This is a genomic window from Micromonospora sp. CPCC 205739 (assembly GCF_036906795.1).
GTDB lineage: Bacteria > Actinomycetota > Actinomycetes > Mycobacteriales > Micromonosporaceae > Micromonospora.
The window spans coordinates 83,017-106,033 of sequence record NZ_JBAKHS010000005.1 but is presented as its reverse complement, the minus strand read 5'-3'; the positions used below and the strand labels follow the sequence as shown (position 1 = coordinate 106,033).

18 protein-coding genes are annotated in these 23,017 nt (G+C 73.6%); 8 read left to right on the top strand and 10 right to left on the bottom strand.

The features are described from left to right. The first annotated feature begins 78 nt into the window (after window positions 1-78). Window positions 79-411: an STAS domain-containing protein gene (locus V6U88_RS10825; RefSeq protein WP_334452067.1), complete on the top strand. Its 333-nt coding sequence runs from the start codon at window positions 79-81 to the stop codon at window positions 409-411. 55 nt (window positions 412-466) lie between these two features. Here the strand turns inward: V6U88_RS10825 and V6U88_RS10820 are convergent, their stop codons facing one another. Both V6U88_RS10820 and V6U88_RS10815 read right to left on the bottom strand, forming a co-directional pair. After that, complete coding sequence (locus V6U88_RS10820) at window positions 467-2,059, bottom strand: ABC transporter permease (protein WP_334452066.1); 1,593 nt, start codon at window positions 2,057-2,059, stop codon at window positions 467-469. Beyond that, window positions 2,056-2,967: an ABC transporter ATP-binding protein gene (locus V6U88_RS10815; RefSeq protein ID WP_334452065.1), complete on the bottom strand. Its 912-nt coding sequence runs from the start codon at window positions 2,965-2,967 to the stop codon at window positions 2,056-2,058. The genes V6U88_RS10820 and V6U88_RS10815 overlap by 4 nt, the downstream gene beginning before the upstream one ends. 92 nt (window positions 2,968-3,059) lie before the next feature. Between V6U88_RS10815 and V6U88_RS10810 the strand changes: the two genes are divergently transcribed. The 3 genes from V6U88_RS10810 to V6U88_RS10800 all read left to right on the top strand — a co-directional run bounded on the left by V6U88_RS10810 (window position 3,060) and on the right by V6U88_RS10800 (window position 5,932). Beyond that, on the top strand, window positions 3,060-3,581 hold the full coding sequence (locus V6U88_RS10810) for a GbsR/MarR family transcriptional regulator (RefSeq protein ID WP_334452064.1): 522 nt from the start codon (window positions 3,060-3,062) through the stop codon (window positions 3,579-3,581). A 116-nt stretch (window positions 3,582-3,697) separates the two neighbouring features. Further along, window positions 3,698-4,642: an RNA polymerase sigma-70 factor gene (locus V6U88_RS10805; protein WP_334452061.1), complete on the top strand. Its 945-nt coding sequence runs from the start codon at window positions 3,698-3,700 to the stop codon at window positions 4,640-4,642. Window positions 4,643-4,735: 93 nt separating this feature from the next. Beyond that, a complete protein-coding gene (locus V6U88_RS10800) occupies window positions 4,736-5,932 on the top strand; it encodes an NAD(P)/FAD-dependent oxidoreductase (RefSeq protein WP_334452059.1) in 1,197 nt (398 codons plus the stop codon). A 91-nt stretch (window positions 5,933-6,023) separates the two neighbouring features. Here the strand turns inward: V6U88_RS10800 and V6U88_RS10795 are convergent, their stop codons facing one another. Then, window positions 6,024-6,584 (bottom strand): response regulator, encoded by a 561-nt coding sequence (locus V6U88_RS10795; RefSeq protein WP_334452057.1) that lies wholly within the window; start codon window positions 6,582-6,584, stop codon window positions 6,024-6,026. After that, complete coding sequence (locus V6U88_RS10790) at window positions 6,581-10,948, bottom strand: HAMP domain-containing protein (protein WP_334452056.1); 4,368 nt, start codon at window positions 10,946-10,948, stop codon at window positions 6,581-6,583. Before V6U88_RS10790 ends, V6U88_RS10795 begins: the two co-directional genes overlap by 4 nt. Before the next feature lie 156 nt (window positions 10,949-11,104). Between V6U88_RS10790 and V6U88_RS10785 the strand changes: the two genes are divergently transcribed. Both V6U88_RS10785 and V6U88_RS10780 read left to right on the top strand, forming a co-directional pair. Next, window positions 11,105-13,189, top strand: a complete 2,085-nt coding sequence (locus tag V6U88_RS10785; protein WP_334452055.1) for a SpoIIE family protein phosphatase — start codon at window positions 11,105-11,107, stop codon at window positions 13,187-13,189. Between the two features lie 145 nt (window positions 13,190-13,334). Beyond that, a complete protein-coding gene (locus V6U88_RS10780; RefSeq protein WP_334452054.1) occupies window positions 13,335-13,763 on the top strand; it encodes a hypothetical protein in 429 nt (142 codons plus the stop codon). 16 nt (window positions 13,764-13,779) lie between these two features. On the opposite strand, the gene V6U88_RS10775 is transcribed toward V6U88_RS10780, so the two are convergent. Next, window positions 13,780-15,156: an FAD-binding oxidoreductase gene (locus V6U88_RS10775; protein ID WP_334452053.1), complete on the bottom strand. Its 1,377-nt coding sequence runs from the start codon at window positions 15,154-15,156 to the stop codon at window positions 13,780-13,782. A 92-nt stretch (window positions 15,157-15,248) separates the two neighbouring features. On the opposite strand from V6U88_RS10775, the gene V6U88_RS10770 reads away from it, so the two are divergent. Both V6U88_RS10770 and V6U88_RS10765 read left to right on the top strand, forming a co-directional pair. Beyond that, on the top strand, window positions 15,249-17,345 hold the full coding sequence (locus V6U88_RS10770; RefSeq protein WP_334452052.1) for a S9 family peptidase: 2,097 nt from the start codon (window positions 15,249-15,251) through the stop codon (window positions 17,343-17,345). An 11-nt stretch (window positions 17,346-17,356) separates the two neighbouring features. Beyond that, window positions 17,357-17,560, top strand: a complete 204-nt coding sequence (locus V6U88_RS10765) for a hypothetical protein (protein WP_334452050.1) — start codon at window positions 17,357-17,359, stop codon at window positions 17,558-17,560. Between the two features lie 25 nt (window positions 17,561-17,585). On the opposite strand, the gene V6U88_RS10760 is transcribed toward V6U88_RS10765, so the two are convergent. From V6U88_RS10760 to V6U88_RS10740, 5 genes are all read right to left on the bottom strand, one after another. Then, complete coding sequence (locus tag V6U88_RS10760) at window positions 17,586-19,712, bottom strand: bifunctional polysaccharide deacetylase/glycosyltransferase family 2 protein (RefSeq protein WP_334452048.1); 2,127 nt, start codon at window positions 19,710-19,712, stop codon at window positions 17,586-17,588. A gap of 2 nt (window positions 19,713-19,714) precedes the next feature. Continuing rightward, window positions 19,715-20,134 carry a hypothetical protein gene (locus V6U88_RS10755; RefSeq protein ID WP_334452046.1) on the bottom strand — a complete coding sequence of 140 codons (420 nt, stop codon included), beginning with the start codon at window positions 20,132-20,134 and terminating at the stop codon, window positions 19,715-19,717. Between the two features lie 92 nt (window positions 20,135-20,226). Beyond that, on the bottom strand, window positions 20,227-21,750 hold the full coding sequence (locus V6U88_RS10750; protein ID WP_334452044.1) for an FtsX-like permease family protein: 1,524 nt from the start codon (window positions 21,748-21,750) through the stop codon (window positions 20,227-20,229). After that, window positions 21,747-22,448, bottom strand: a complete 702-nt coding sequence (locus V6U88_RS10745; RefSeq protein WP_334452043.1) for an ABC transporter ATP-binding protein — start codon at window positions 22,446-22,448, stop codon at window positions 21,747-21,749. Before V6U88_RS10745 ends, V6U88_RS10750 begins: the two co-directional genes overlap by 4 nt. Further along, window positions 22,445-22,981 carry a PadR family transcriptional regulator gene (locus V6U88_RS10740; RefSeq protein ID WP_334452041.1) on the bottom strand — a complete coding sequence of 179 codons (537 nt, stop codon included), beginning with the start codon at window positions 22,979-22,981 and terminating at the stop codon, window positions 22,445-22,447. The genes V6U88_RS10745 and V6U88_RS10740 overlap by 4 nt, the downstream gene beginning before the upstream one ends. Window positions 22,982-23,017: the final 36 nt, after the last annotated feature.

Here is a 23,017-nt window from a genome sequence, read left to right as displayed (position 1 = left end):
GCTCACCCCGGCGCGCGCACCCGATGACCGAACAAGTCTCACCGGGCCGGGCGGTCGAGATCGCGATAGGCTGACCGGGTGGATCGTGCCGAACTGTCCATCACGATAGACCGGACAGGCGATGAAGTGCTGCTTCGCCTCGCCGGTGAGATCGACATGCTCACGGCCGGCCAGCTGTCGACCGTCGTCAACGAGGTGCTGGCCGATCCCCCGCCGCGCATCGTGCTCGACATGGGCGGCGTCACGTTCTGTGACTCCCAGGGTCTCGGCACGCTGGTCGTGCTCAGCCGCAAGGCCAGCCACGCCCAGACCCTGCTGGTGCTCAGCAACGTCGGCGACTTCCTGCTGCGGGTCCTGGACATCACCGGCCTCCGCTCCGCCCTGATGATCCGCAACGAGACCGCCCCCTGACCGTCGCCTCGACCGCGAGGTGGACGGCTCAGCGGCCGCCCACCTCGTTACCGAGTCAGGTGGTGGGGACGTCGCGGCGGCGGAAGCCGGCCAGGCCGGTCCCGGCGAGCAGGAGAGCCAGGGCGGTGAGGGCGATCAGCGGGGTGGCGGTCCACGAGTCGCCGAGCACCTGCGGGGTGTGCGTGAACGGGGACACGTCCAGCAGCCACCGGCTCAGCTCCAGCACCGCGCCGAGCTGACCGAGCAGCACGCAGAGCACGAGCACCCCCCAGGCCACCGGGGCGTACCGGGGCAGCAGCCCGTAGAGCAGCACCGCCAGGCCGGCCAGCACCCAGGCCGCCGGCACCTGCGCCAGGCCCGCGCCGAGCATCCGGGACAGCTGGCCCGGCACGTCGCCCACGCTGATGCCGTAGGTGAGCCCGGTGGCGAGCCCGGCGACGGCCAGCACCACCACCGGCCCGACCAGGGCGAAGAGCAGGTGCGAGGCGAGCCAGCGGGACCGGTGCACCCCGGTGGCGAGCAGCGGCTCGGCCCGCCCGGCCGCCTCCTCCGTACGCATCCGCAGCGCGGCCGCGATGCCGTAGCCGGCGGCGGCCAGGCCGACGAAGCCGAGCGTGCTGCCCAGGTACGCCTCGGCGAGTGCGGACGTACCGCCCAGCCGGGCCATGATCTCCTCCAACCGGGCGTTGCCCTCGACCGACCGGCCGGCGGCCTCCGCCGCGCCGCCCAGGATCAGCCCGAGCAGCCCGAACCCGACCGACCAGCCGAGCAGCGCACCCCGGTGCAGCCGCCAGGCCAGCCCGAACGGCCCGGACAAGCCCCGACCGGCGTGGGCCGGCCCGAGCCGGGGCGGCAGCAGCCCGGCGCCGAGGTCGCGGCGCACCGACAGCGGGTACGCGAGCGCGGCGAGCAGCACGGTCAACGCCACCGGCAGCGCCAGCACCCACCAGCGCTCGCCCTCGTAGGCCCGGATGCGCGGGGCCCAGCCCAGCGGCGAGAGCCAGCTCGGCCAGTCCCGCTCGGCGGTGTCCCCGGCGAGCCGGAGCGCGAAGGCCAGGCCGAGCAGCCCGACCCCGATCCCCCGCGCGCCGCCGGCCGCCTCGGTGAGCTGGGCGGCGAGACCACCCACGGTGGCGAAGACGACCCCCACCAACGCGGTCGACAGGCCGTAGCCGAGCGAGCCGGCCACCGGCAGGTCGGTGGCGGCCAGGCCGGCCGCGGTGAGCAGGCCGAGCAGCAGGTTGGCCGCGTACGTGACCAGCAGCGCGGCGGTCAGGCCGGCGTACCGGCCGAGCACGGTGGCCCCGAGCAGTTCCCGACGACCGGCCTCCTCCTCGGTGCGGGTGTGCCGGATGACGGTGAGCAGGCTGACCAGCCCGACGATCAGGGTGAGGAAGCCGCCCCGCTGGGCGGTGAGGGCACCGACGCTGTCGCCGTAGACCGGCCCGAGCAGGGCGACGATCGAGGGGTTCGTCGCGGTGCCGGTGGCGTACGCGGCCCGCTCGGCGGCGGTGGGGAAGAGCTCGAAGAAGCTCGTCGCGTACGTCATGGGCAGGACGGCCAGCACCAGCACCCAGAGCGGCAGCAGGACGCGGTCCCGGCGCAGGATCAGCCGGACCAGGTGGCGGGTGCCGGTGAGGGTGCTCATCGGTCCGCCCCGGCCGGCTCGTCGATCGTCGCGCCGTAGTGCCGCAGGAACAGCTCCTCCAGCGTCGGCGGCTGGCTGACCAGGCTCCGTACGCCCAGCTCGGCCAGCCGGCGCAGCGCGGTGTCCAGTGCCGGGTTGTCCACGTCGAAGCGCACCCGGCTGCCCTCCACCCGCAGGTCGTGCACGCCCGGGAGGTCCGCCAGCCCGTTCAGCGGGGCGGCGATCTCGGCGTCGATGGAGGTGCGGTGCAGGTGGCGCAGCTCGGTCAGCGTCCCGGTCTCCACGTTCCGCCCGTTGCGGATGATCGTGACGCGGTCGCAGAGCGCCTCCACCTCGGCGAGGATGTGGCTGGAGAGCAGCACCGTCCGGCCGTCCTGCCGGGCCCGGCGCACCCACTGCTGGAAGACCTCCTCCATCAGCGGGTCCAGCCCGGAGGTCGGCTCGTCGAGGATGAGCAGTTCGACGTCGGAGGCGAGGGCGGCGACCAGGCCGACCTTCTGCCGGTTGCCCTTGGAGTAGGCCCGCCCCTTCTTGCGCGGGTCCAGCTCGAACGACTCCAGCAGCTCGGCGCGGCGCTTCGGGTCGAGCCCGCCGCGCATCCGGCCGAGCAGGTCGATCACCTCGCCGCCGGAGAGGTTGGGCCAGAGGGTCACGTCGCCCGGGACGTACGCCAGTCGGCGGTGCAGCGCGACCGCGTCGCGCCACGGGTCCCCGCCGAGCAGGCGGACGGCCCCCGCGTCCGCCCGCAGCAGGCCGAGCAGCACCCGGATGGTGGTCGACTTGCCGGCCCCGTTGGGGCCGAGGAAGCCGTGCACCTCTCCGGCGCGGACGCTGAGGTCGAGGCCGTCGAGCGCCCGGGTCCGGCCGAAGGTCTTGACCAGGCCGGTCACCGCGATGGGAGTTTCCATACGTCAGAAGCTACACTCGTTTCACAAAGTCGTGAAGACTCTGAGATCTGAGGCATAGTCGATGACCGACCCGCAGTGAGGAGCACCCGCCGATGGCTGACGACCACCGTCCGACCCCGGACGCCGAGGAGGTCCACCTCTTCGTCGAACGGATGGCGATGGCCTTCGCCGAGGTCGGGTTCCCCCGGATGGCCGCCCGGGTGCTGTTCACGGTGATGAGCGCCGACGAACCGCTGACCGCCGCCGAGATCGGCGAACGGCTCGGCGTGAGCGCGGCGGCCGTCTCCGGCGCCGTCCGCTACCTCACCCAGTTCGGCATGCTGCTGCGGGAGCCGGTGCCCCGTTCCCGCCGGGACCGCTACCGGGTGCCGGACAACCCCTGGTACGAGGCCACCGTCACCAAGACCGCCCTCTACAAGACCTTCATCGACATCGCCGGCGCCGGGGTCGACGCGCTGCACGGCCCGGCCACTCCGGGCGGCGAGCGGGTCGCCGAGATGCGCGACTTCTTCGTCTTCGTCCAGGAGGAGATCGACTCCCTCGGCGAACGCTGGCGCGCCCGCCGCGCCGCGACCGGCCACCCGGGCGACCCGGCCAAGGGCGACCGTCAGTAGGTTCACTCGAGGCGTCGGGTGGTGGGTCGGCCAGGCCAGCCGTGGGTGTGCGGGCCGCCCATGACCGGAAGATCCTGTGCCTGTTTGCCACCCCCCGCCCCGCCTAGGATCGGGCCATGCCCTTGACCGCGAGCGACGTCGACCGGTTCGAGGCCGCCCGGCACCGACTGGAGGCCATCGCCTACCGTCTCCTCGGCTCCGCCGGCGAGGCCGAGGACGCCGTGCAGGAGACGTTCCTGCGCTGGCAGGCCGCCGACGTCGACCGCATCGAGGTTCCCGAGGCCTGGCTTACGAAGGTGCTCACCAACCTGTGCCTCAACCAGCTCACCTCCGCGCGGGCACGGCGCGAGACCTACGTGGGCCAATGGCTTCCCGAGCCGCTGCTCGCCGGCGACCCGATGCTCGGCCCGGCCGACACCGCCGAGCAGCGCGAATCGGTCTCGTACGCGGTCCTCACCCTCATGGAGCGCCTCTCCCCCAACGAGCGGGCGGTGTACGTGCTGCGGGAGGCCTTCGACTACCCGCACCGGGAGATCGCCGAGATCCTCGACATCACCGAGGCCGCCAGTCAGCAGATCTTCCATCGCGCCAAGAAGCACGTGGCAGACGGCAAGGCCCGCACCGAGATCGACGAGGCCGCCGCCCGGCGGATCGTCGAGGAGTTCCTCGCGGCCGCCACCAGCGGCCGGACCGAAGCGCTCGTCCGGCTGCTCACCGAGGACGCGATCTCGATCGGCGACGGCGGCGGGAAGGTCCCGGCCCGCGCCAAGGCGTTCGAGGGCGCCCTCGCGGTCGCCAAGTTCCTGCGGGGCCTCTTCAAACCCGGCGAGGCCAAGCGCGCCATCGTCGGCGGCGCGCCGGAGGTCTACGCCTGGACCGCCAACGGCGACCCCGCCGTCGTGGCGGTCGTCGACGGCCGGGTGGTCGGCGTCCTGTGCCTGGAGGTCACCGGCCAGGGCATCGCCGCGTTCCGCAACCAGGTCAACCCCGACAAGCTGGAGCGCGCGACCGAGCGTTTCGCGGCCGCCGACCACGGGGAACCGCTGTTCAGGGCCTTCTGAGCCTCGTGTGAGGTGCTTCACATCGCGTTCCTGTCAGGAAACGGCGGGTCACCCGGTTCAAGTGGCGAACCCGCGTCAGACAGGAGCACCGAGATGCAGCACCGCATCATCGTCCTCGGAGCCGGATACACCGGAGCCATCGCTGCCGGCCGCCTCGCCAAGCGGTTGCACCGCGAGGACGTCGCCATCACCCTCGTCAACGCCGAACCCGACTTCGTGGAGCGGGTCCGGATGCACCAGCTGGCGGTCGGCCAGGACCTCAAGCCCCGGCCCCTCAGGGAGATGTTCGCGGGCACCGGCGTCGAACTGAAGCTCGCGAAGGTCACCGGCGTGGACGTCGACCGCAGGACCGTCGCCGTCCTCGACGGGAACGGCGCCGAGGAGCTGGAGTACGACAGCCTCGTGTACGCCCTCGGCAGCGGCTGGAACGCCCAAGGCGTCCCCGGCACCGCCGAGCACGCCCATGAGATCGCCAGCCGCCCCGGAGCGCTCCGGCTGCGCGAGCGCCTGGGCCGCCTGGAGGCCGGGCAGACCGTGACCGTCGTCGGCGGCGGCCTCACCGGTCTGGAGGCCGCGACCGAGATCGCTGAAGCCCGCCCGGACCTCGACGTCGCCCTCGCCGCCCGCGGCGACCTCGGCGACTGGCTCTCGCCCAAGGGCCGCGGGCACCTGCGGAAGGTCCTCGACAAGCTCGGCATCACCGTGCACGAGCACGCCGACGTCACCGGCGTCGAAGCCGACCGCGTCACGACCGCCGACGGCAAGGCCATCCCGGCCGCGGTCACCGTGTGGACCACCGGCTTCGCGGTCCACCCGATCGCGAAGGCGACCGCCCTGGAGGTCACCGGAGCCGGCCAGATCGTGGTCGACGGGACCATGCGCTCGGTCTCGCACCCCGACGTGTACGCCGTCGGCGACGCGGCCTACGCGATGGGACCGGGGAACAAGCCGCTGCGGATGTCGTGCGCCTCGGGCTCTCCGGCCACGTGGCAGGCCGCCGACGCGATCGCCGCGCGCCTGACCGGCGGGAAGCTCTCGAACGTGCCGATCCGCTACTTCCAGCAGTGCATCTCGCTGGGCCGCAAGGAGGGCGTGGTCCAGTTCGTGACCGCCGACGACCGCGCCGTGCGGGCGGCACTGACCGGTCGGCTCGCCGCCGTCTACAAGGAACTGATCTGCAAGAGCGCCGCCTGGGTCGTGGCGAACCCGACGCTCGGGATGCCGACCCGGCGCCGCCGCGTCGCGCGGGAGCGGGCCACGGCGGGCTCGGCCGTCAAGACGCCGGCCTAGTGCAATTCGCGGGAAGAGTGCCTTCCCGTCGAGGCCACTCTTTCCGTGAATTTGTGCGGGTCCTGGGGCGGCGCGGGACGCGTACCGCGGATCAGGGGGTGGTGCTGCCCCAGCGGGCCTGCTCGAGGAGGTCGACGGCGCGGTCGCGGGTGTCGAGGTCGTCGTTGCCGCGCAGCAGGGAGGTGGCCTCGTCGACGGCGTCGGTGAGCACCCGCCACTGGGCGTCCCGCTCCCGCACCAGGTCGGACTGCGCGGCCAGCTGCCGGGTCTTCACCCACAGCTCCACGAAGACCGACACCTTCGCCCGCAGCACCCACGGGTCGAAGGGCTTGGTGAGGTAGTCCACCGCGCCCACCGCGTAGCCGCGCAGGGCGAGCTGCGCGTCCTTGTCGGCGGCGGTGAGGAAGATGATCGGCACGTGCCGGGTCCGCTCCCGCCGCTTGATGTGGCTGGCGGTCTCGAAGCCGTCCATGTCCGGCATCTGGGCGTCCAGCAGGATCACCGCGAAGTCGTCCACCAGCAACTGCTTCAGCGCCGCCTCGCCGCTCTCCACGGCCACCGACTGCACCGGGAGGCCCTGGAGGATGGCCTCCAGGGCCATCAGGTTCTCCCGCCGGTCGTCCACCAGCAGCGCCTTGGCTGTCTGTGTCACGAAGTCTCCTCGCCTCGGCGGCCGCCGATCCACGACGCCATCCGCTCAATCAGGTCGTCCAGGTCGACCGGCTTGGTGATGTAGTCACTGCCCCCGGCCGCGAGCGCCGACTCGCGGTCACCCGGCATCGCCTTCGCCGTCAGGAAGACGATCGGCAGGTCCGCGAAGCGGTGGTTACGGCGAATCTGCCTCGTGGTCTCGTACCCGTCCTGGTCCGGCATCATCGCATCCATCAACACGATGTCCACCTCCGGATGCTCGGCCAGCAGGCGGACACCGTCCGCCCCGTTGTCCGAGTACAACACGGTCATGCCGTGCAGCTCCAACGCGGAGGTCAGCGCGAAGACGTTCCGCACGTCGTCGTCGACGATCAGCACGGTGGCGCCGTCGAGCTGCCGGGTGGCCGGGGCCTCCGGCGGCTGGGGCAGCAGCTCCATCGGCGGCATCAGCAACGACGAGGGCAGGCCCGCGCGCTGCGGCGACGGGGGCTGCGGTGCCACCACCGCGTCCGGCGCCAGCACGTCGGGTACGAAGAGGGTGAAGGTCGACCCCTGCCCCGGCGCCGACGTGACGGTGATCGTGCCGCCCAGCAGCCGCGCCAGGTCCCGGCTGATCGACAGCCCCAGCCCGGTGCCGCCGTAGCGGCGGCTGGTGGTGCCGTCGGCCTGCTGGAACGCCTCGAAGATCAGCGACAGCTTGTCGTCCGAGACGCCGATGCCGGTGTCGATCACGGTGAACGCGATCACCTGCCGGGCGTTGGTCAACGCCGGCACGTCGAAGACCGCGCTCTCCGGGGCCGGCGCGATCCGCAACGTCACCGCGCCGTTGTCGGTGAACTTGACCGCGTTGGAGAGCAGGTTCCGCAGGATCTGCTGCAACCGCTGGGCGTCGGTGACCAGCGCCGGCGGCAGCTCCTTGGCCACCCGTACCTGGAAGTCCAGGCCCTTCTCCTCGGCCTGCGGGGCGAACGCCTGCTCGACGTACCCGCGGATCTCGTCGAACCGGATCTCGGTCGGCTGGACGTCCATCCGGCCCGCCTCGATCTTGGACAGGTCCAGGATGTCGTCGATCAGGGAGAGCAGGTCGGAGCCGGCGCTGTGGATGGTGCGGGCGAACTCGATCTGCTTGCGGCTCAGGTTCTGCTCCGAGTTCTCGGCCAGCAGCCGGGCCAGCAGCAGCAGCGAGTTCAGCGGCGTCCGCAGCTCGTGGCTCATGTTGGCCAGGAACTCCGACTTGTACGCCGAGGCCCGGGTGAGCTGCTGTGCCTTCTCCTCCAGGCCGAGCCGGGCCAGTTCGATCTCCCGGTTCTTGGTCTCGATGTTGCCCTTCTGCTCGGAGAGCAGCTTGGCCTTGTCCTCCAGCTCGGCGTTGGTGCGCTGCAACTCGGCCGACTGGTCCTGCAGCTCCAGGGCCAGCCGCTGCGACTGCGCCAGCAGCTCCTCGGTGCGCCGGTTGGCCTGGATGGTGTTGACCGCGATGCCGGTGGTCAGCACCAGCCGCTCCAGGAACGCCAGGTGCAGCTCGGAGAAGCGCGCCACGCTGGCGAACTCGATCACGCCGAGCAGCTCGCCCTCGAAGAGGACCGGGAGCACGACCAGGTCGGCCGGGGGCGTCTCGGCCAACCCGGAGCGCAGGGTGAGCCGCCCGTCGGGCAGCGCGTTCACCCGGATCGTGCGGCGCGACAGCGCCGCCTGACCGACCAGCCCCTCCCCGGGCCCGAAGGTCACGTCGTGGCCCCGGGCCACGTAGCCGTACGAGGCGGCCAGCCGCAGCCGCATCACGCCGTCGGAGGTGTCCGCCAGGAAGAACGCGCCGAGCTGCGCGTCGACCAGCGGGGTCACCTCCATCATGATCATCCGGCAGACCTCGCCGAGGTCACGCTGGCCCTGGAGCAGCCCGCCGATGCGGGCCAGGTTGGAGTCGAGCCAGCCCTGTTCGGCGTTCTTCTTCGTCGTCTCCCGGAGGGTGACGATCATCTGGTTGATGTTGTCCTTCAGCTCGGCGACCTCGCCCTGCGCCTTGACCGCGATCCGCTGGGTCAGGTCGCCCCGGGTCACCGAGGTGGACACCTGGGCGATCGCCCGCAGCTGGGTGGTGAGCGTCGAGGCGAGCTGGTTGACGTTCTCCGTCAGGTCGCGCCAGGTACCGGAGACGCCCTTCACCTGCGCCTGACCGCCGAGCTTGCCCTCGATGCCGACCTCGCGGGCGACCCGGGTCACCTCGTCGGCGAAGGACGAGAGCTGGTCCACCATCGTGTTGACGGTCGACTTCAGCTCCAGGATCTCGCCCTGCGCGTCCACCGTGATCTTCTGCGACAGGTCACCCTTCGCCACCGCCGTGGTGACCGAGGCGATGTTGCGGACCTGACTGGTCAGGTTCGACGCCATCGAGTTCACGTTGTCGGTCAGATCCCGCCACGTACCCGAGACGCCCTTGACCTGGGCCTGGCCACCCAGCTTGCCCTCGGTGCCCACCTCACGGGCCACCCGGGTCACCTCGTCGGCGAACGACGACAGCTGATCCACCATCGTGTTCACGGTCGACTTCAGCTCCAGGATCTCGCCCTGCGCGTCCACCGTGATCTTCTGCGACAGGTCGCCCTTGGCGACGGCGGTGGAGACCTGGGCGATGTTGCGGACCTGGGCGGTCAGGTTCGACGCCATCGAGTTCACGTTGTCGGTCAAATCCCGCCAGGTGCCGGCCACGCCGCGCACCTGGGCCTGGCCGCCGAGCTTGCCCTCGGTGCCCACCTCACGGGCCACCCGGGTCACCTCGTCGGCGAACGACGACAGCTGATCCACCATCGTGTTCACCGTGGACTTCAGCTCCAGGATCTCGCCCCGGGCGTCCACCGTGATCTTCTGCGACAGGTCACCCTTCGCCACCGCCGTGGTGACCGAGGCGATGTTGCGGACCTGACTGGTCAGGTTCGACGCCATCGAGTTCACGTTGTCGGTCAGATCCCGCCACGTACCCGAGACGCCCTTGACCTGGGCCTGGCCACCCAGCTTGCCCTCGGTGCCCACCTCACGGGCCACCCGGGTCACCTCGTCGGCGAACGACGACAGCTGATCCACCATCGTGTTGACGGTGTTCTTCAGCTCCAGGATCTCGCCCTGCGCGTCGACGGTGATCTTCTGGCTCAGGTCACCCTTCGCCACCGCGGTGGAGACCTGCGAGATGTTGCGGACCTGGCTGGTCAGGTTGCCGGCGAGCTGGTTGACGTTCTCCGTCAGGTCCCGCCAGGTGCCGGAGACCCCGCGCACCTGCGCCTGACCACCCAGCTTGCCCTCGATGCCCACCTCACGGGCCACCCGGGTCACCTCGTCGGCGAACGACGACAGCTGATCCACCATCGTGTTGACGGTGTCCTTGAGTTCCAGGATCTCGCCCTGCGCCGCCACGGTGATCTTCTGCGACAGGTCGCCCCGGGCCACCGCCGTGGAGACCTGGGCGATGTTGCGGACCTGGGCGGTCAGGTTCGACGCCATCGAGTTGACGCTGTCGGTCAGGTCCTTCCAGGTGCCGGCGACGTTCGGCACCTCCGCCTGACCGCCCAGCTTGCCCTCGGTGCCCACCTCACGGGCCACCCGGGTCACCTGCTCGGCGAAGAGCCGCAGGGTGTCGGTGAGGGAGTTCATCGTGTCGGCCAGCTCGGCGACCTCGCCGCGCGCCCCGACCGTGATCTTCTGCGACAGGTCACCCTTGGCCACCGCCGTCGCCACCTGTGAGATCGACCGCACCTGGCCGGTCAGGTTCGACGCCATGGTGTTCACCGAGTCGGTGAGGTCCTTCCAGGTGCCGGCGACGCCCCGCACGTCGGCCTGGCCGCCGAGCTTGCCCTCGGTGCCCACCTCGCGGGCCACCCGGGTCACCTCGTTGGAGAACGACGAGAGCTGGTCGACCATCGTGTTGACCGTGCGGCCGATGCGCAGGTACTCACCGCGCAGCGGGCGACCGTCGATCTCCAGCGCCATGTGCTGGGAGAGGTCGCCGTCGGCCACCGCCACGATCACCCGGGCGATCTCGGTGGTCGGCCGCCCCAGGTCGTCGATCAGCGAGTTGATCGCCCGCTGCCCCTCCGCCCAGGAACCGTCGAACCCCTCCTCGTCGAGGCGTTCGGTGAGCCGGCCGTCCCGGCCGACGATCCGGCTGATCCGGCGCAGGTCCAGGTGCTGCCGCTCCTGGATCGACACCACGTCGTTGAAGGCGTCCGCGACCTCGCCGGCCGCACCCGCCCGACGGGGCAGCCGGACCTTGAAGTCGCCGCCCCGCACCCGACGCAGCGCCTCCGCCAGCTCGAGAAGCGCCGCGTGCTCGGAAGCGGACGGATCCGCGGTCACCGACTGTTTCGCGCTCATCATTCCTCGCTCAGATCGGGGCCTCCGGCGCTTGCCGACACGCCGCCATCCCATCATTGTGCCCGCGCAAGTGTCGATGCCACGGACGCGAAGTGCGCGCCGCGCCCGGTGTGGCATGGTTCGTGCTCCGGGGTCCGGGTTGGCACCCGGCCGGTGGCGATGGAGGATACGAGGGTGTCAGCGGAGACGGGGCCCGCGACGGACGGGGGCCGGAACGAGCACGTCCGGCGCGTCCGGCTGCCCGCCGACCGGCGTACGCCGGCCGCCGCCCGGGCGCTGGTCCGCTCGGTGCTGGCCGAGGCCGACCTCGACGACCTGCTCAACGAGGCGCTGCTGCTGACCACCGAACTCTCCACCAACGCGGTGGAGCACGCCCGCACCGAACTGGACATCGAGGTCGTCGCCGACCCGGCCGGCCTCACCGTGACCGTCTCCGACTTCGCCACCGGGCCGGTGGACGAGCTGATGGTCGGCACCCGCACCGATACCGAGGACATCAGCGAGGTCTCCGAGCGGGGCCGCGGACTGCTGCTGGTCGACCACTTCGCCAGCCGCTGGGGAACGACCTACCTGCCCACCGGCAAGGGGGTCTGGTTCCGGCTGGACCGCCCCGGCAGCACGCCGGCCGACCCGACGGCGATGGACCAGGTCGCCGCCGGCGGTGGGGAGGGGACCGTCCCGGCGAGTTCCGCGCCGAGCGCGGCCGCGATGAGCGAGCTGACCCAGACCAGCCCCGACCCGAACGCGGACGACCCGCTGCCCGACTTCGCCGCCGACCTGCTGACCCGGGTCGCCGAGATGGTGGGCGCGGCCGGCGGCATGGTCCGGCTGGACCGGGGCGACGGGCAGGGCGTCCAGCCGCTGGCCCGGTACGGCCGCCAACCCCGCCCCGGCAACGAGCTGCTCCAGGTGCCGCTGGCGGTGCACCGCCCGTACGCCGGGGAGCTGGAGCTGGACGCGGCGCCCTCGGCGTACGCGCGACCGCTCGCCGTGCTCGCCGCCGAACGGCTGTCGCTGCACCTGGAGAACGACCGGCTGCGCCGGGCGGACGTCCGCCGGCAGGCGTGGCTGACCTTCCTCGCCGAGGCGAGCGAACTGCTCGCCCAGTCGCTGGACGTCGAGCTGACGATGGCACTGATCCCGCAGCTGGTGGTGCCCCGGCTCGGCCAGTGGTGCGCGGTGCACACCACCGACGAGTGGGGCCGGCTGCGGCTGGCCGCCTCCAGCCACGCCGACGAGTCGATGCTGCCGCAGCTGCACAAGGTGCTCGAGGAGGTCGGCCCGGACTCGGTCCAGGCCCGGCTGCGGGAGGCGTCGCGCAGCGCCGCGCAGGCACCGCTGGGCGCCCCGATGGAGGGCTTCGCCGTGCCGTTGATCGCCCGTGGCCAGCGGCTGGGCACCCTGGCCGTGGGGCGGCACCTGCGGCACCGGCACGACCCGGACGAGGTCGCCGTGCTGGAGGACGTGGCCCGCCGGGCTGCCCTCGCCATCGAGAACGCCCGCATCCACGCCGAGCGGCGCCGGGTGGCCCAGACCCTCCAGCAGTCGCTGCTGCCGCCGGTGCTGCCGGTGGTGGAGGGGATCGGCTTCGCCGCCGAGTACGTCCCGACCGGCGACGACGCCGAGGTCGGCGGCGACTTCTACGACGTGCTGCCGCTGCCCGACGGGCGCTGGCTGGTGGTGGTCGGCGACGTCTCGGGCAAGGGCGTGCAGGCGGCGGCCGTGACCGGTCTGGTGCGGGACGTGATCCGGGTGCTGGTCGGCGACGGCAAGCCGCTGCCCGAGGTGCTGTCCCGGCTGAACGAGACGCTGGTGGAGCGCGGCGGCGGGCGGTACTGCACGCTCGCGCTGGCCGCCGTCGGGCCCGGCCGGTACGGGCAGCTCGACGTCGCGCTGCACCTGGCCGGCCACGACCGCCCGGTGCTGCTGCGCGGCACGGGGGGCGCCTCCTTCGTGGGTGCCGGCGGCACCGCGCTGGGCCTGATCGACACGATCACCTCGCCGACGGCGGAAGTCCCCCTCGGGCCCGGCGACTCGTTGGTCTTCTACACCGACGGGGTGACCGAGCGCCGGCGTGGCCGGGAGCTGTTCGGTGTCGACCGCCTGCGGGACGCCGCCGCCCCGCTCGCCGGGTACTCGGCCGACGTGGTCGCCGCCCGGCTGCGCGCCACCGCGATCAACTTCTCGGTGGAGACGCCGCGGGACGACATCGCCATCCTGGTGCTGCGCAACGACACCCTCTGACGCCCGCGCCCGCCCGGAGACCCCGGTTTGCGGCGTGTCGGGGTGCCCTGGCCGGCGGAAGGCCCGGCACGCCGCAACCGGGGGTCGCGCACAGCCCCGACCGCGTGGGACATCGCACGCACGTCGATCCGAGTACCGTGACCGCATGTCGAGCGTGGGTGTCAGCGAGGAGCGCCCGCCGCGGGTCCGCGTCATCCTCACCGGGCACCTCGTGCTCGCCGGCGCGTTCCTCGTGCCGGCGGCGGCGTACCTGGGCCGGATGGCCAGTGCCGGGGTGGGCCCGGCGGAGATGGTCACCGGCCAGTACGACCCGAAGGACATGGTGCCCTTCGGGATGAGCGGGGCGAACCCGTTCGCCTGGCTCTACCTGGCGGTGTCCCTGCTGTACCTCGGGGGCGTCGTGCTCGGGCCGGCCCTGGCCCTCTACACCGGCGCGGTGCTGGCCCGGGAGCGAGGCCGGCTGCCGCGCCGCGCCCTGGTCCTGCTGCTCACGGCCACGGTCACCACGCTCGTGCTGACCGTGCTGCGCCTGTCGCCGGCGCTCGACGGCATGCACCGGTGGTGGCTGGACTGACGGTCGGCCGCGCCGCTCAGAGGCCGCCCGGCAGGCGGCCCGGGGCGAGCCGCCGGTGCGGGTCGAGATGGTCCTTCGCCGCCCGGAGCCGGGGGATCACCGCCGCCTCACCCCACACGTCGACGGCCTGCCGCACGGGCGCGGGGGCGCTGACCACCACGCACCGCCCCCGCCGGGCGAGCAGCACCCCGCGCACGGCGGCGAGGATCGAGGCGACCCGCTCGCCGGGCAGCGCCCCGGGCAGGGCCGCGTACACCACTCCCAGGCCGGCGGAGCCGCGTACCGGGACGGGGGCACCGGCCGCGTCGCGCAGCGCGTAGACGGCGGCGTGCAGGTCGGTGATCGGCACCTCCATGCGCAGCGCGGTGTCGCCGGGCCCGAACGGGTAGCGCCGCCACCACGACGGAGCGGCGTCATGCACGCTCGCCTGGCCCTCGAAGAGCGCCAGCAGCCGCTCGGTCCGCTCGGTGACGTCGGCCGGGCCCCCTTCCAGCAGCACCGCCAGGGTGCCGGCGCCGCCCCGCGCGGCCGGCTCCGCGCCCTGCCGGCCGGCCATCGAGGGGTGGTTGGCGCGGGCCGCCGCCAACGACGGGTGCACCGGCCGGTGCGACCGGGAACCGACGGCGGGGAGGTCGAGCTCGACGGCGGCCGGGTCGAGGCGGGCGGCGAGCACCGCGCGCACCAGGTCGTGCACCTCCAGCGGCGTCCACACCGGCCGGGTCACCCAGACCCGGCTGGCCGGGGCGGCCTGCACCCGCATCGTGGCCGAGACCAGCACCCCGAGCCCGCCCTGTGAGCCGCAGAGCAGCCGGCCCACGTCGAGCCCGACCGGGGTCGGCCCGGCCGACGGCTCCGCCGGGCCGGCGCTGACCAGCTCGCCGTCGGCGTCCAGCCAGCGCAGGCCGACGAGCTGCTCGCAGGCGGTGCCGTAGCGGTGGCGCAGCGGGCCGGCCTCGTCGGCGGCGAGCACCCCGCCGAGGGTGGCGCCGGGCGAGGGCGGATCCAGCGGCAGCCGCCGGCCGGTGCGCTCCAGGATGGACTGCACCGCGCGCAGCGGGGTGCCGGCGCCGATCTCGGCGACCGGCGAGCCGACCGGCTGGTGGCCGAGGCCGGCGAGCCGGCCGGTGTCGAGCATGACGTCGACCCGCTCCGGGGCGGCACCCCAGTCGATCTTCGTGCCCGCGCCCCGGGGCACCACGCTCAGGTCATGCCGGGCGGCCAGCCGCAGCACCTCGGCGGCGGACTCCGCGCCGCCCGGCACCGCCACCCAACGGGCCGCTCGCCCGGCGACCTCGTCGGCCGCGCCCGCGAAGCGGGCGAAGGAGGGACCGCAGATCGCGGTGAGCCGTCGGGTGATCTCCATCGCGCCGGTGGAACGTGCCGCTGCCGCCATGCCGGTCATCGTACACATGTTCGAAAGACCTGGCGGCGGGTCGGGCGACGAGGCCGGGTCGCGGGCGGCGTCCGGCCGGTAACGTGACGCCCGTGACCAAGAAGACCGCCGCGCCCGTCGCGAAACGGGTGCCCACCGAGCGCACCCATCACGGCGACACCGTCGTCGACGAGTACGCCTGGCTCGCCACCAAGGACGACCCGGCGACGATCGCCCACCTGACCGCCGAGAACGCGTACACCGAGGCCCGCACGGCGCACCTGGAGGGGCTGCGCGCGGAGCTGTTCGAGGAGACCCGCCGGCGCACCCAGGAGACCGACCTGTCGGTGCCCAGCCGCAAGGGCGGCTACTGGTACTACACCCGCACCGTCGAGGGCCAGCAGTACGGCGTGCACTGCCGCCGGGCGGTCCGCGACGGCGAGACCACGCCGCCGGTCAGCGAGGACGGCGCCCCGCTCGACGGCGAGGAGGTGCTGCTCGACGGCAACCTGCTCGCCGAGGGGCAGGACTTCTTCGCCCTCGGCGCGTTCGACGTCAGCCCCGACGGGCGCTGGCTGGCGTACTCGACGGACTTCTCCGGCGACGAGCGGTTCACCCTGCGCATCAAGGACCTGACCACCGGCGAGCTGCTCGCCGACGAGGTGCCCGGCACCTTCTACGGCACCGCCTGGTCGACGGACGCCTCGGTGCTCTTCTACGTCACGGTGGACGAGGCGTGGCGGCCCGACCGGGTGTGGCGGCACGTCGTCGGCACCCCGTCGGGCGAGGACGTGGTGGTGCACGCCGAGGACGACGAGCGGTTCTGGGTCGGCGTCGACCTGACCCGCTCCGAGCGCTTCGTGGTCATCGACATCCACAGCAAGGTCACCAGCGAGGTCCGGGTCATCCCGGCGGGCAACCCCACCGGCGAGCCGGCCGTGATCGCCCCGCGCCGGCAGGGCGTCGAGTACACCGTGGAGCACCACGGCCACCGCTTCCTGATCCTGCACAACGACGGCGCGGAGGACTTCGCGCTGGCGTACACCTCGGCGGACGCGCCGGGCGACTGGGTGCCGCTGATCGAGCACTCCCCCGGCACCCGGCTGGAGTCGGTCGACGCCTTCTCCGACCACCTCGTCGTATCGCTGCGCAGCAACGGCCTCACCGGCCTGCGGGTCATCCCGGTCGGCGACGGCGACGCGCACGACATCGACTTCCCGGAGCCGATCTACAGCGTCGGGCTGGACGCCAACCCGGAGTACCGCACCCGGGAGATCCGGTTCCGCTACACCTCGCTGGTCACCCCGGACTCGGTGTACGACTACGACCTCATCACCCGGCAGATGGTGCTGCGCCGGCGCAAGCCGGTCCGGCCGGGGCCGGACGGGCGGGCGTACGACCCGGCCGACTACGAGCAGCACCGCGACTGGGCGCTCGCCGACGACGGCACCCGGGTGCCGATCTCGCTGGTCTGCCGGGCCGGCACGCCGAAGGACGGCTCCGCCCCCTGCGTGATCTACGGGTACGGCTCCTACGAGGCCAGCATGGACCCGTGGTTCTCCATCGCCCGGCTCTCCCTGCTCGACCGGGGCGTCGTCTTCGCCGTGGCGCACATCCGCGGCGGCGGCGAGCTGGGCCGGCGCTGGTACGACGAGGGCAAGCTGCTGGCCAAGAAGAACACCTTCACCGACTTCGTCGCCTGCGCCCGGCACCTGGTCAAGGCCGGCTGGACGGCCGCCGACCGGCTGGTCGCCCGGGGCGCCTCGGCCGGTGGGCTGCTGATGGGCGCGGTGGCCAACCTGGCCCCCGACGCGTTCGCCGGGATCGTCGCGCAGGTGCCCTTCGTGGACGCGCTCACCTCGATCCTCGACCCGTCGCTGCCGCTGACCGTCACCGAGTGGGAGGAGTGGGGCAACCCGCTGGCCGACCCGGAGGTGTACGCGTACATGAAGTCGTACACCCCGTACGAGAACGTCGCGGCCGTCGACTACCCGGCGATCCTCGCGGTGACCAGCCTCAACGACACCCGGGTGCTCTACCACGAGCCGGCGAAGTGGATCGCCCGGCTGCGGGCGCTCGCCCCGCAGGGCGACTACCTGCTCAAGACCGAGATGGGTGCCGGGCACGGCGGCCCCAGCGGCCGGTACGACGCCTGGCGCGAGGAGGCGTTCATCAACGCCTGGGTCCTCGACAAGCTCGGCCGCGCCTGAGGCCGCCCGGGTTGACCGAACATGACGAGGGCCGGGCGGACGAGGAGCCGCCCGGTCCGGACGTACCGTCGCCGGAGGCGGAAGCGGGTGCGGCCCGGCGCGGGCCGGCCTGGCTCATCGTCGGTGTGGTCGCCGGCGCCCTGCTGGTCTGCTGCTGCTCGGCGGTGCTCGGCCTGGCCCTCTCCTGGTCGGCCGGCCTCTTCGGCCCGCGCTGACCCGCTGACCCGGCGCCCGGGCCGGTCAGCGCGGGTGGCCGGGCGGGGCCGCGCCGACCAGCGCCGCCGCCTCGCCGGTGCGGACCATCCGCTGCCACCGCAGCCGGTTGCCGATCACCGCGGTGACCGCCGACTGCACCACCACCAGGTACATCACCTGCCGATAGACCAGCTGCTGCAACGGCAGCGCCCAGAGTGGACCGAAGCGCTCCCGGTCCAGCCGCAGCGCGTACGCGGCCGTCAGCGCCTGGAGCAGGAGCAGCCCCAGCCAGGCCAGCACCAGCGTCGACCAGGGCAGGAAGAGCAGCCCGTAGACGGCGAACACGTCGACCGCCGGGGCGGCCAGCGGCAGCACGATCTGGAACACCGTCAGGTACGGCAGGCCCCGCCGGCCCAGCTTGCCCCCGGCCCCCGGCTCACGCAGCGCGTGCCGGTGCTTCCACATCGCCTGCATGGTGCCGTAGCACCAGCGGTACCGCTGCCGCCAGAGCTGGCGCAACGAGGAGGGCGCCTCGGTCCAGGCGATCGCCGCCTCCTCGTACACCACCCGCCAGCCGGCCCGGAGCACCTGCATGGTCAGGTCGGTGTCCTCGGCGAGGGTGTCCGAGGGAACGCCGCCGACGGCGAGCAGCACCTCGCGGCGGAACGCGCCGATCGCGCCGGGGATGGTCGGCATGCACTCCAGCACGTCGTACATGCGGCGGTCGAGGTTGAAGCCGATCACGTACTCCAGGTGCTGCCAGCGGCCGAGCAGCCGGCGCCGGTTGGCGACCTTGGTGTTGCCGGAGATCGCCCCGACGGTGGGGTCGGCGAAGCCCTGCACCAGCCGGTGCACGGTGTCCGGCTGGAAGACGGTGTCCCCGTCGACCAGCACCAGCAGGTCGGCGCGGGCGGCCCGGATGCCGGTGTTCAGCGCGGCCGGCTTGCCGGCGTTGGCCTGCCGGACGACGCGCACCCCGCGCAGGCCCATCCGCTCGACGATGTCGGCGGTGCCGTCGGTGGAGCCGTCGTCCACCACGATCACCTCCAGCGCCGGGTACGCGCTGGCCACCAGCGACCGCACCGTCGCCGCGATGTTCGCCGCCTCGTTGTACGCGGGCACGATCACCGAGACCGGCGCGGTGACCGGCGGCCGGGGGTGCCGGGGCCGGCGTACCCGGCGGACGTGCAGTTGCGCGCAGGTCACCTGCACGGCGAGTCGGGCGACGCCGAGCACCAGCGCGACGGCGAGCAGGCCGTTCATCGCGGTGGCCGCCCACTCCGCCCCGGTCTGGGTCCAGCGCAGCGCGTGGCCGCTCAGCCGGGTGCCGACGCCGGCCGGAACGGTCGACGGCGGCGCGTCGATGCCCGCGGAGACGGTGGTGAACCGGTAGCCCTGCTTCGACAGCCCGGTGAGCAGCTGGTCCACGGCCGCCACGGTCTGGCCCCGGTCACCGCCGCCGTCGTGCATCAGCACCACCGCGCCCCGTCCCGGCCGCGGGTTCGCCGCCCGCACGATCGCCGGTACGCCGGGACGCTGCCAGTCCTTGGTGTCGAGGTCGGCGAGCACGGCCACGTGCCCGCTGCCGGCGGCGGCGCGCAACGCGTCGTAACCGGCGGCGGTCAGCGTCGGGGTGGTGGACGAGAAGGGGGGCCGGAGCAGGGTGACCTCCCGGCCGGTGGCCGCGGCGATCGCCTTGCGGGTGAGCGACAGCTCCAGCTCCGCCCGCCGGCCGGAGACCGTGGCGAGGTCGGCGTGGGTGTAGGTGTGCGAGCCCAGCTCGTGCCCCTCGGCGAGGATCCGCCGGACCAGCTCCGGGTGCGCGTTGACCCGGGAGCCGACCACGAAGAAGGTGGCGTGCGCCTTGTGCCGGCGCAGCACGTCGAGCAGCTCGGGCGTCCACCTCGGGTCCGGCCCGTCGTCGAAGGTGAGCGCGACCGTGCGGTCCGGCATCCGCCGGCTGACCGGCTCCGGCTGGTCCAGCCGCACCACCGGCCCGCCGTCGGTGACCGACCTCGGCCCGGGCACGTCCGGGGCGGCGGACCCTCCGGAGCCCCCGGTGAGCCCGGTGACCAGCCCGTTGACGGTGAGCGCGGCGAGCAGCAGGAGCAGGCCGAGCAGGAGCAGCACCCAGTGGGCCCGCGGGTCCCGGCGGGCGACGTGACGCGCCACGGTCAGCGCGGCTTGCCGGGCGAGCGGCTGGGCTTGCCGGTACGCCGCACGTCACCCTGGCCGGGTACGCCGTCGGACTGCTGGGACCCCGGGCGGGCGGTCGTGGCGACGGGTGGGCCGGCCGTCCGGCTGGGCGTCGGCCCGGCGGTGCTCGCCGCCGACGGTCGCGTCGAAGGCGTCGGGCTGGCCGGCTGGCCCAGTTCCTCCGGGGCGTCCACGCCCGCCTCCACCGGTGGACGCGCCCGGGGGTCGGTCCAGCCCGGCAGCGGCACGGTGCTGCCGCCGAAGATCCCGGCCGCGATCAGCCCGATGCTGGTGAGCAGGCCGAGCCCCATGGCGGTGCCGGCGACCGTCATGAGGCGGCGACGCTTCCCGGTCCGGTCGACGAACACCGGCGGCGCGCCGCCCGGCTGGTTGTGCATCTGGTGATCTCCCTGTGCCGCCGCCCGCGGGTCCACCCCACCGGCGGGCTTCCGGAGTCACAAGCGCCGCGACCGCACCCGGTGTTACGCCCTCAGGCCGTACGCAGTTCCTCGACCGCCGTGCTGGCGCGCAGGAAGAGCAGGCCGACCCCGACGGTGACCAGCACCGCGACCAGGGCGCCGGCGCCGACCAGGGCCAACTGCCCCAGCGGTACGTCCGGCGTGACCGTCACCTCGGGCACCCACACGGTCCGCAGGTACCGCCCCCGGGTCGCCGGGTCCGCGCAGAGCGACCCGGCCGCGTCGCAGACCTCGGTGGAGTAGCCGCCGGCGGTGGCGGTGCCACCGGCGACGCCCCGGCTGAGCAGCAGACCCACGGTGAGCGCGAGCCCGACCGCCGGCACCGCGGGGGCCAGCGCCTGCCAGGCGATCGACCGGCCGAGGGTGCCCCGGGGCACCCCGGTGGCGACCAGCGCCGCATACGCCCGGCGCCGGGAGACGATCCCCTCGACCAGGGCGACGATCAGCCCGCCGGCGGCGATCGCCATGGCGACGCCCACCGCCAGGTCGACCAGGCCGGTGGTGCGCAGGTAGAAGCCGTCACCTCCGGCGAGGCCCTGGCCGGTGAGGCGTTCGAGCTCCGCGTGGGCGCCGAAGGCCGCCCGCATCCCGGCCGCACCGCCCCCCACGATCACCGCCGCCAGCAGGGCGGCGAAGGTGCGGCTGCCGGCCCACGGGTCGCTGGTCAACCGGCGGGACGCCAGCAGCGCGGCCGGCCGCCGGGCGTACCGGTGCAGCAACCGACCGGCGGTGTACGACAGCCAGCCGGTGCCGACCACCACCCCGATGATCGCGGCGAGCGCGCCCCCGACCAGCAGCAGGGGCGGTAGCAGCACCGGGGGTTCCCTGTGCCGCTCCTGGTACCAGTCGAGCACCGGGTCCAGGGCGGCGAAGGCGGCGAGTCCGGCGAGGATCAGCACGCCGGCCCACGGACCGGGCGCGCGCTCGCGGCGGACCTTGCGCACCACGCCGAAGGGAGTGGCGGTGACCCGGCGCAGCAGCACCGCGCCGACCAGCGCCGCGACCAGCGGCAGCCCGAGCACCACCGCCACGATCACGCCGGTGTCCGGGAGCACGTCGGTGGGGAGTGCGAGCCGTCCCCGCGCGTCCGGCCGGTGCAGCACCTGTCGTCCGGCGAGGAAGACCGCCAGCCCGAGCAGGGTGCCGAGGAGGCCGGCCAGGCCGGTCTCCAGCACCGCGAGCCGGGTCACCTGGCCGGGGGTGGCCCCGGCCAGGCGCAGGGCGGCGAGCCGCCGGTCCCGGGCGGGGGCCCCGAGCCGGGCGCACTGCCCGGCCAGCGCCAGCACCGGCACGGTGAGCAGGAGCAGCGCGACCGCCGTGCCGCCGCGCAGGCCGGGCTCGCGGAGCAGGGCGTTGCCGTACTGCTCAGAGAGGTTGCGGCCGTCGCAGCAGCGCGGCGTCGGGATGGCCAGCACGGTGAGCGCGGCCAGGCCGGCGAGGGTGGCGAGGGTGGCGCTGAGCGCGGTCAGCACCACCCGGGCGGTGTCGGTGCGGTTGCCGGCCAGGGCGAGCCGGAGCAGGACGGCGGGCCTCACCGGGCACCACCGGCGAGCGGCAGGTCGAGCCCGAGCCCGCTGCCGTCGACGGTGCCGTCGCGGAGCATCACCTCCCGGTCGGCGTACGCGGCGATCCGCGGCTCGTGGGTGACCAGCACGACGCTGGTGCGCTGCTGGCGGGCGAGCCGGACCAGCTGGGTGAGCACCTGCTCGCCGCTGAGCGTGTCCAGCGCGCCGGTCGGCTCGTCGGCGAAGAGCACCCGGGGCTCGGTGACCAGGGCGCGGGCGGTGGCGCACCGCTGCTGCTGCCCGCCGGACATCTCGCCGGGCCGGACGTCGGCCACCTCGGCCACCCCGAGCCGGTCCAGCCAGCCGAGGGCCGCCACCCGCGCTTCTCGCCGCCCCGTGCCGGCGAGAAGCAGCGGGAGGGCGACGTTCTCCGCCGCGGTCAGCTCGGCGACGAGCTGCCCGAACTGGAAGAGCACCCCGAACTCGGTGCGCCGCAGCCGGGACCGGGCCGCCTCCGACCAGGTGTCGATCCGCTCGCCGCGCCAGGTGACCTGGCCCGCGTCCGGGCGCAGGATCCCGGCCAGGCAGTGCAGCAGGGTGGACTTGCCGCAGCCGCTGGGGCCGGTGACGGCGACGATCTCGCCCTCGGCGACGTCGAGGGTGACGCCGCGCAGGGCGGGTGTCGGCCCGTACGCCTTCACCACGCCGCGAGCCTGGAGTTGCGTCACGAATGCACCTCCTGGTGCCAGTCGGCGACCCGGTCCAGGGTGGTCCGCAGCCACCTCAGATCGGCGTCGAGGTGGGCGATGGCGTAGTCGGCCGAGACGACGTCGTCGAGGGTGGCCGAGGGCGCCGTCTTGACGGCGGTGAGTTCGCGCAGCCGGTCGGTGTGCGCCCGCCCCTGCGCGACCAGGTACGACCGGGCGGCGCCCACGTCGGCGACCAGTAGCGCCACCACCACCTTGGCGAAGAGCGTGCTGGTGACGTACGGCGCGGGCGGCTCGACGGCGCCGAGCCACCGGTCGAGCGCCTCGCGGCCCTGACCGGTGAGCGCGTAGGACGTCCGCTCCGGGCCGGCCTCGCGCTCCTGCCCGGCGGCCACCACCAGGCCGTCGCGCGCCAACCGGCCCAGCGTCGCGTAGACCTGCCCGAACGCCAGCGGCTTCGCCCGGGGCAGCCGGGTGTCGTGGGCACGCTTCAGCTCGTACCCGTGCCGGTTGCCGGCGGCGAGCAGCCCGAGCAGGACGTGCGAGGTGGACACCGCCCCACTATTCACTCGGTGAATAGCTGGCGTCAA

Bases quoted from the DNA above. Each gene is read 5' to 3' on its own strand.
- V6U88_RS10785 (WP_334452055.1), top strand. From the start codon at position 11,105: ATGGAGGATACGAGGGTGTCAGCGGAGACGGGGCCCGCGACGGACGGG.
- V6U88_RS10800 (WP_334452059.1), top strand. From the start codon at position 4,736: ATGCAGCACCGCATCATCGTCCTCGGAGCCGGATACACCGGAGCCATC.
- V6U88_RS10775 (WP_334452053.1), bottom strand. From the start codon at position 15,156: ATGGCGGCAGCGGCACGTTCCACCGGCGCGATGGAGATCACCCGACGG.
- V6U88_RS10815 (WP_334452065.1), bottom strand. From the start codon at position 2,967: ATGGAAACTCCCATCGCGGTGACCGGCCTGGTCAAGACCTTCGGCCGG.
- V6U88_RS10820 (WP_334452066.1), bottom strand. From the start codon at position 2,059: ATGAGCACCCTCACCGGCACCCGCCACCTGGTCCGGCTGATCCTGCGC.
- V6U88_RS10790 (WP_334452056.1), bottom strand. From the start codon at position 10,948: ATGATGAGCGCGAAACAGTCGGTGACCGCGGATCCGTCCGCTTCCGAG.
- V6U88_RS10810 (WP_334452064.1), top strand. From the start codon at position 3,060: ATGGCTGACGACCACCGTCCGACCCCGGACGCCGAGGAGGTCCACCTC.
- V6U88_RS10780 (WP_334452054.1), top strand. From the start codon at position 13,335: ATGTCGAGCGTGGGTGTCAGCGAGGAGCGCCCGCCGCGGGTCCGCGTC.
- V6U88_RS10755 (WP_334452046.1), bottom strand. From the start codon at position 20,134: ATGCACAACCAGCCGGGCGGCGCGCCGCCGGTGTTCGTCGACCGGACC.
- V6U88_RS10805 (WP_334452061.1), top strand. From the start codon at position 3,698: ATGCCCTTGACCGCGAGCGACGTCGACCGGTTCGAGGCCGCCCGGCAC.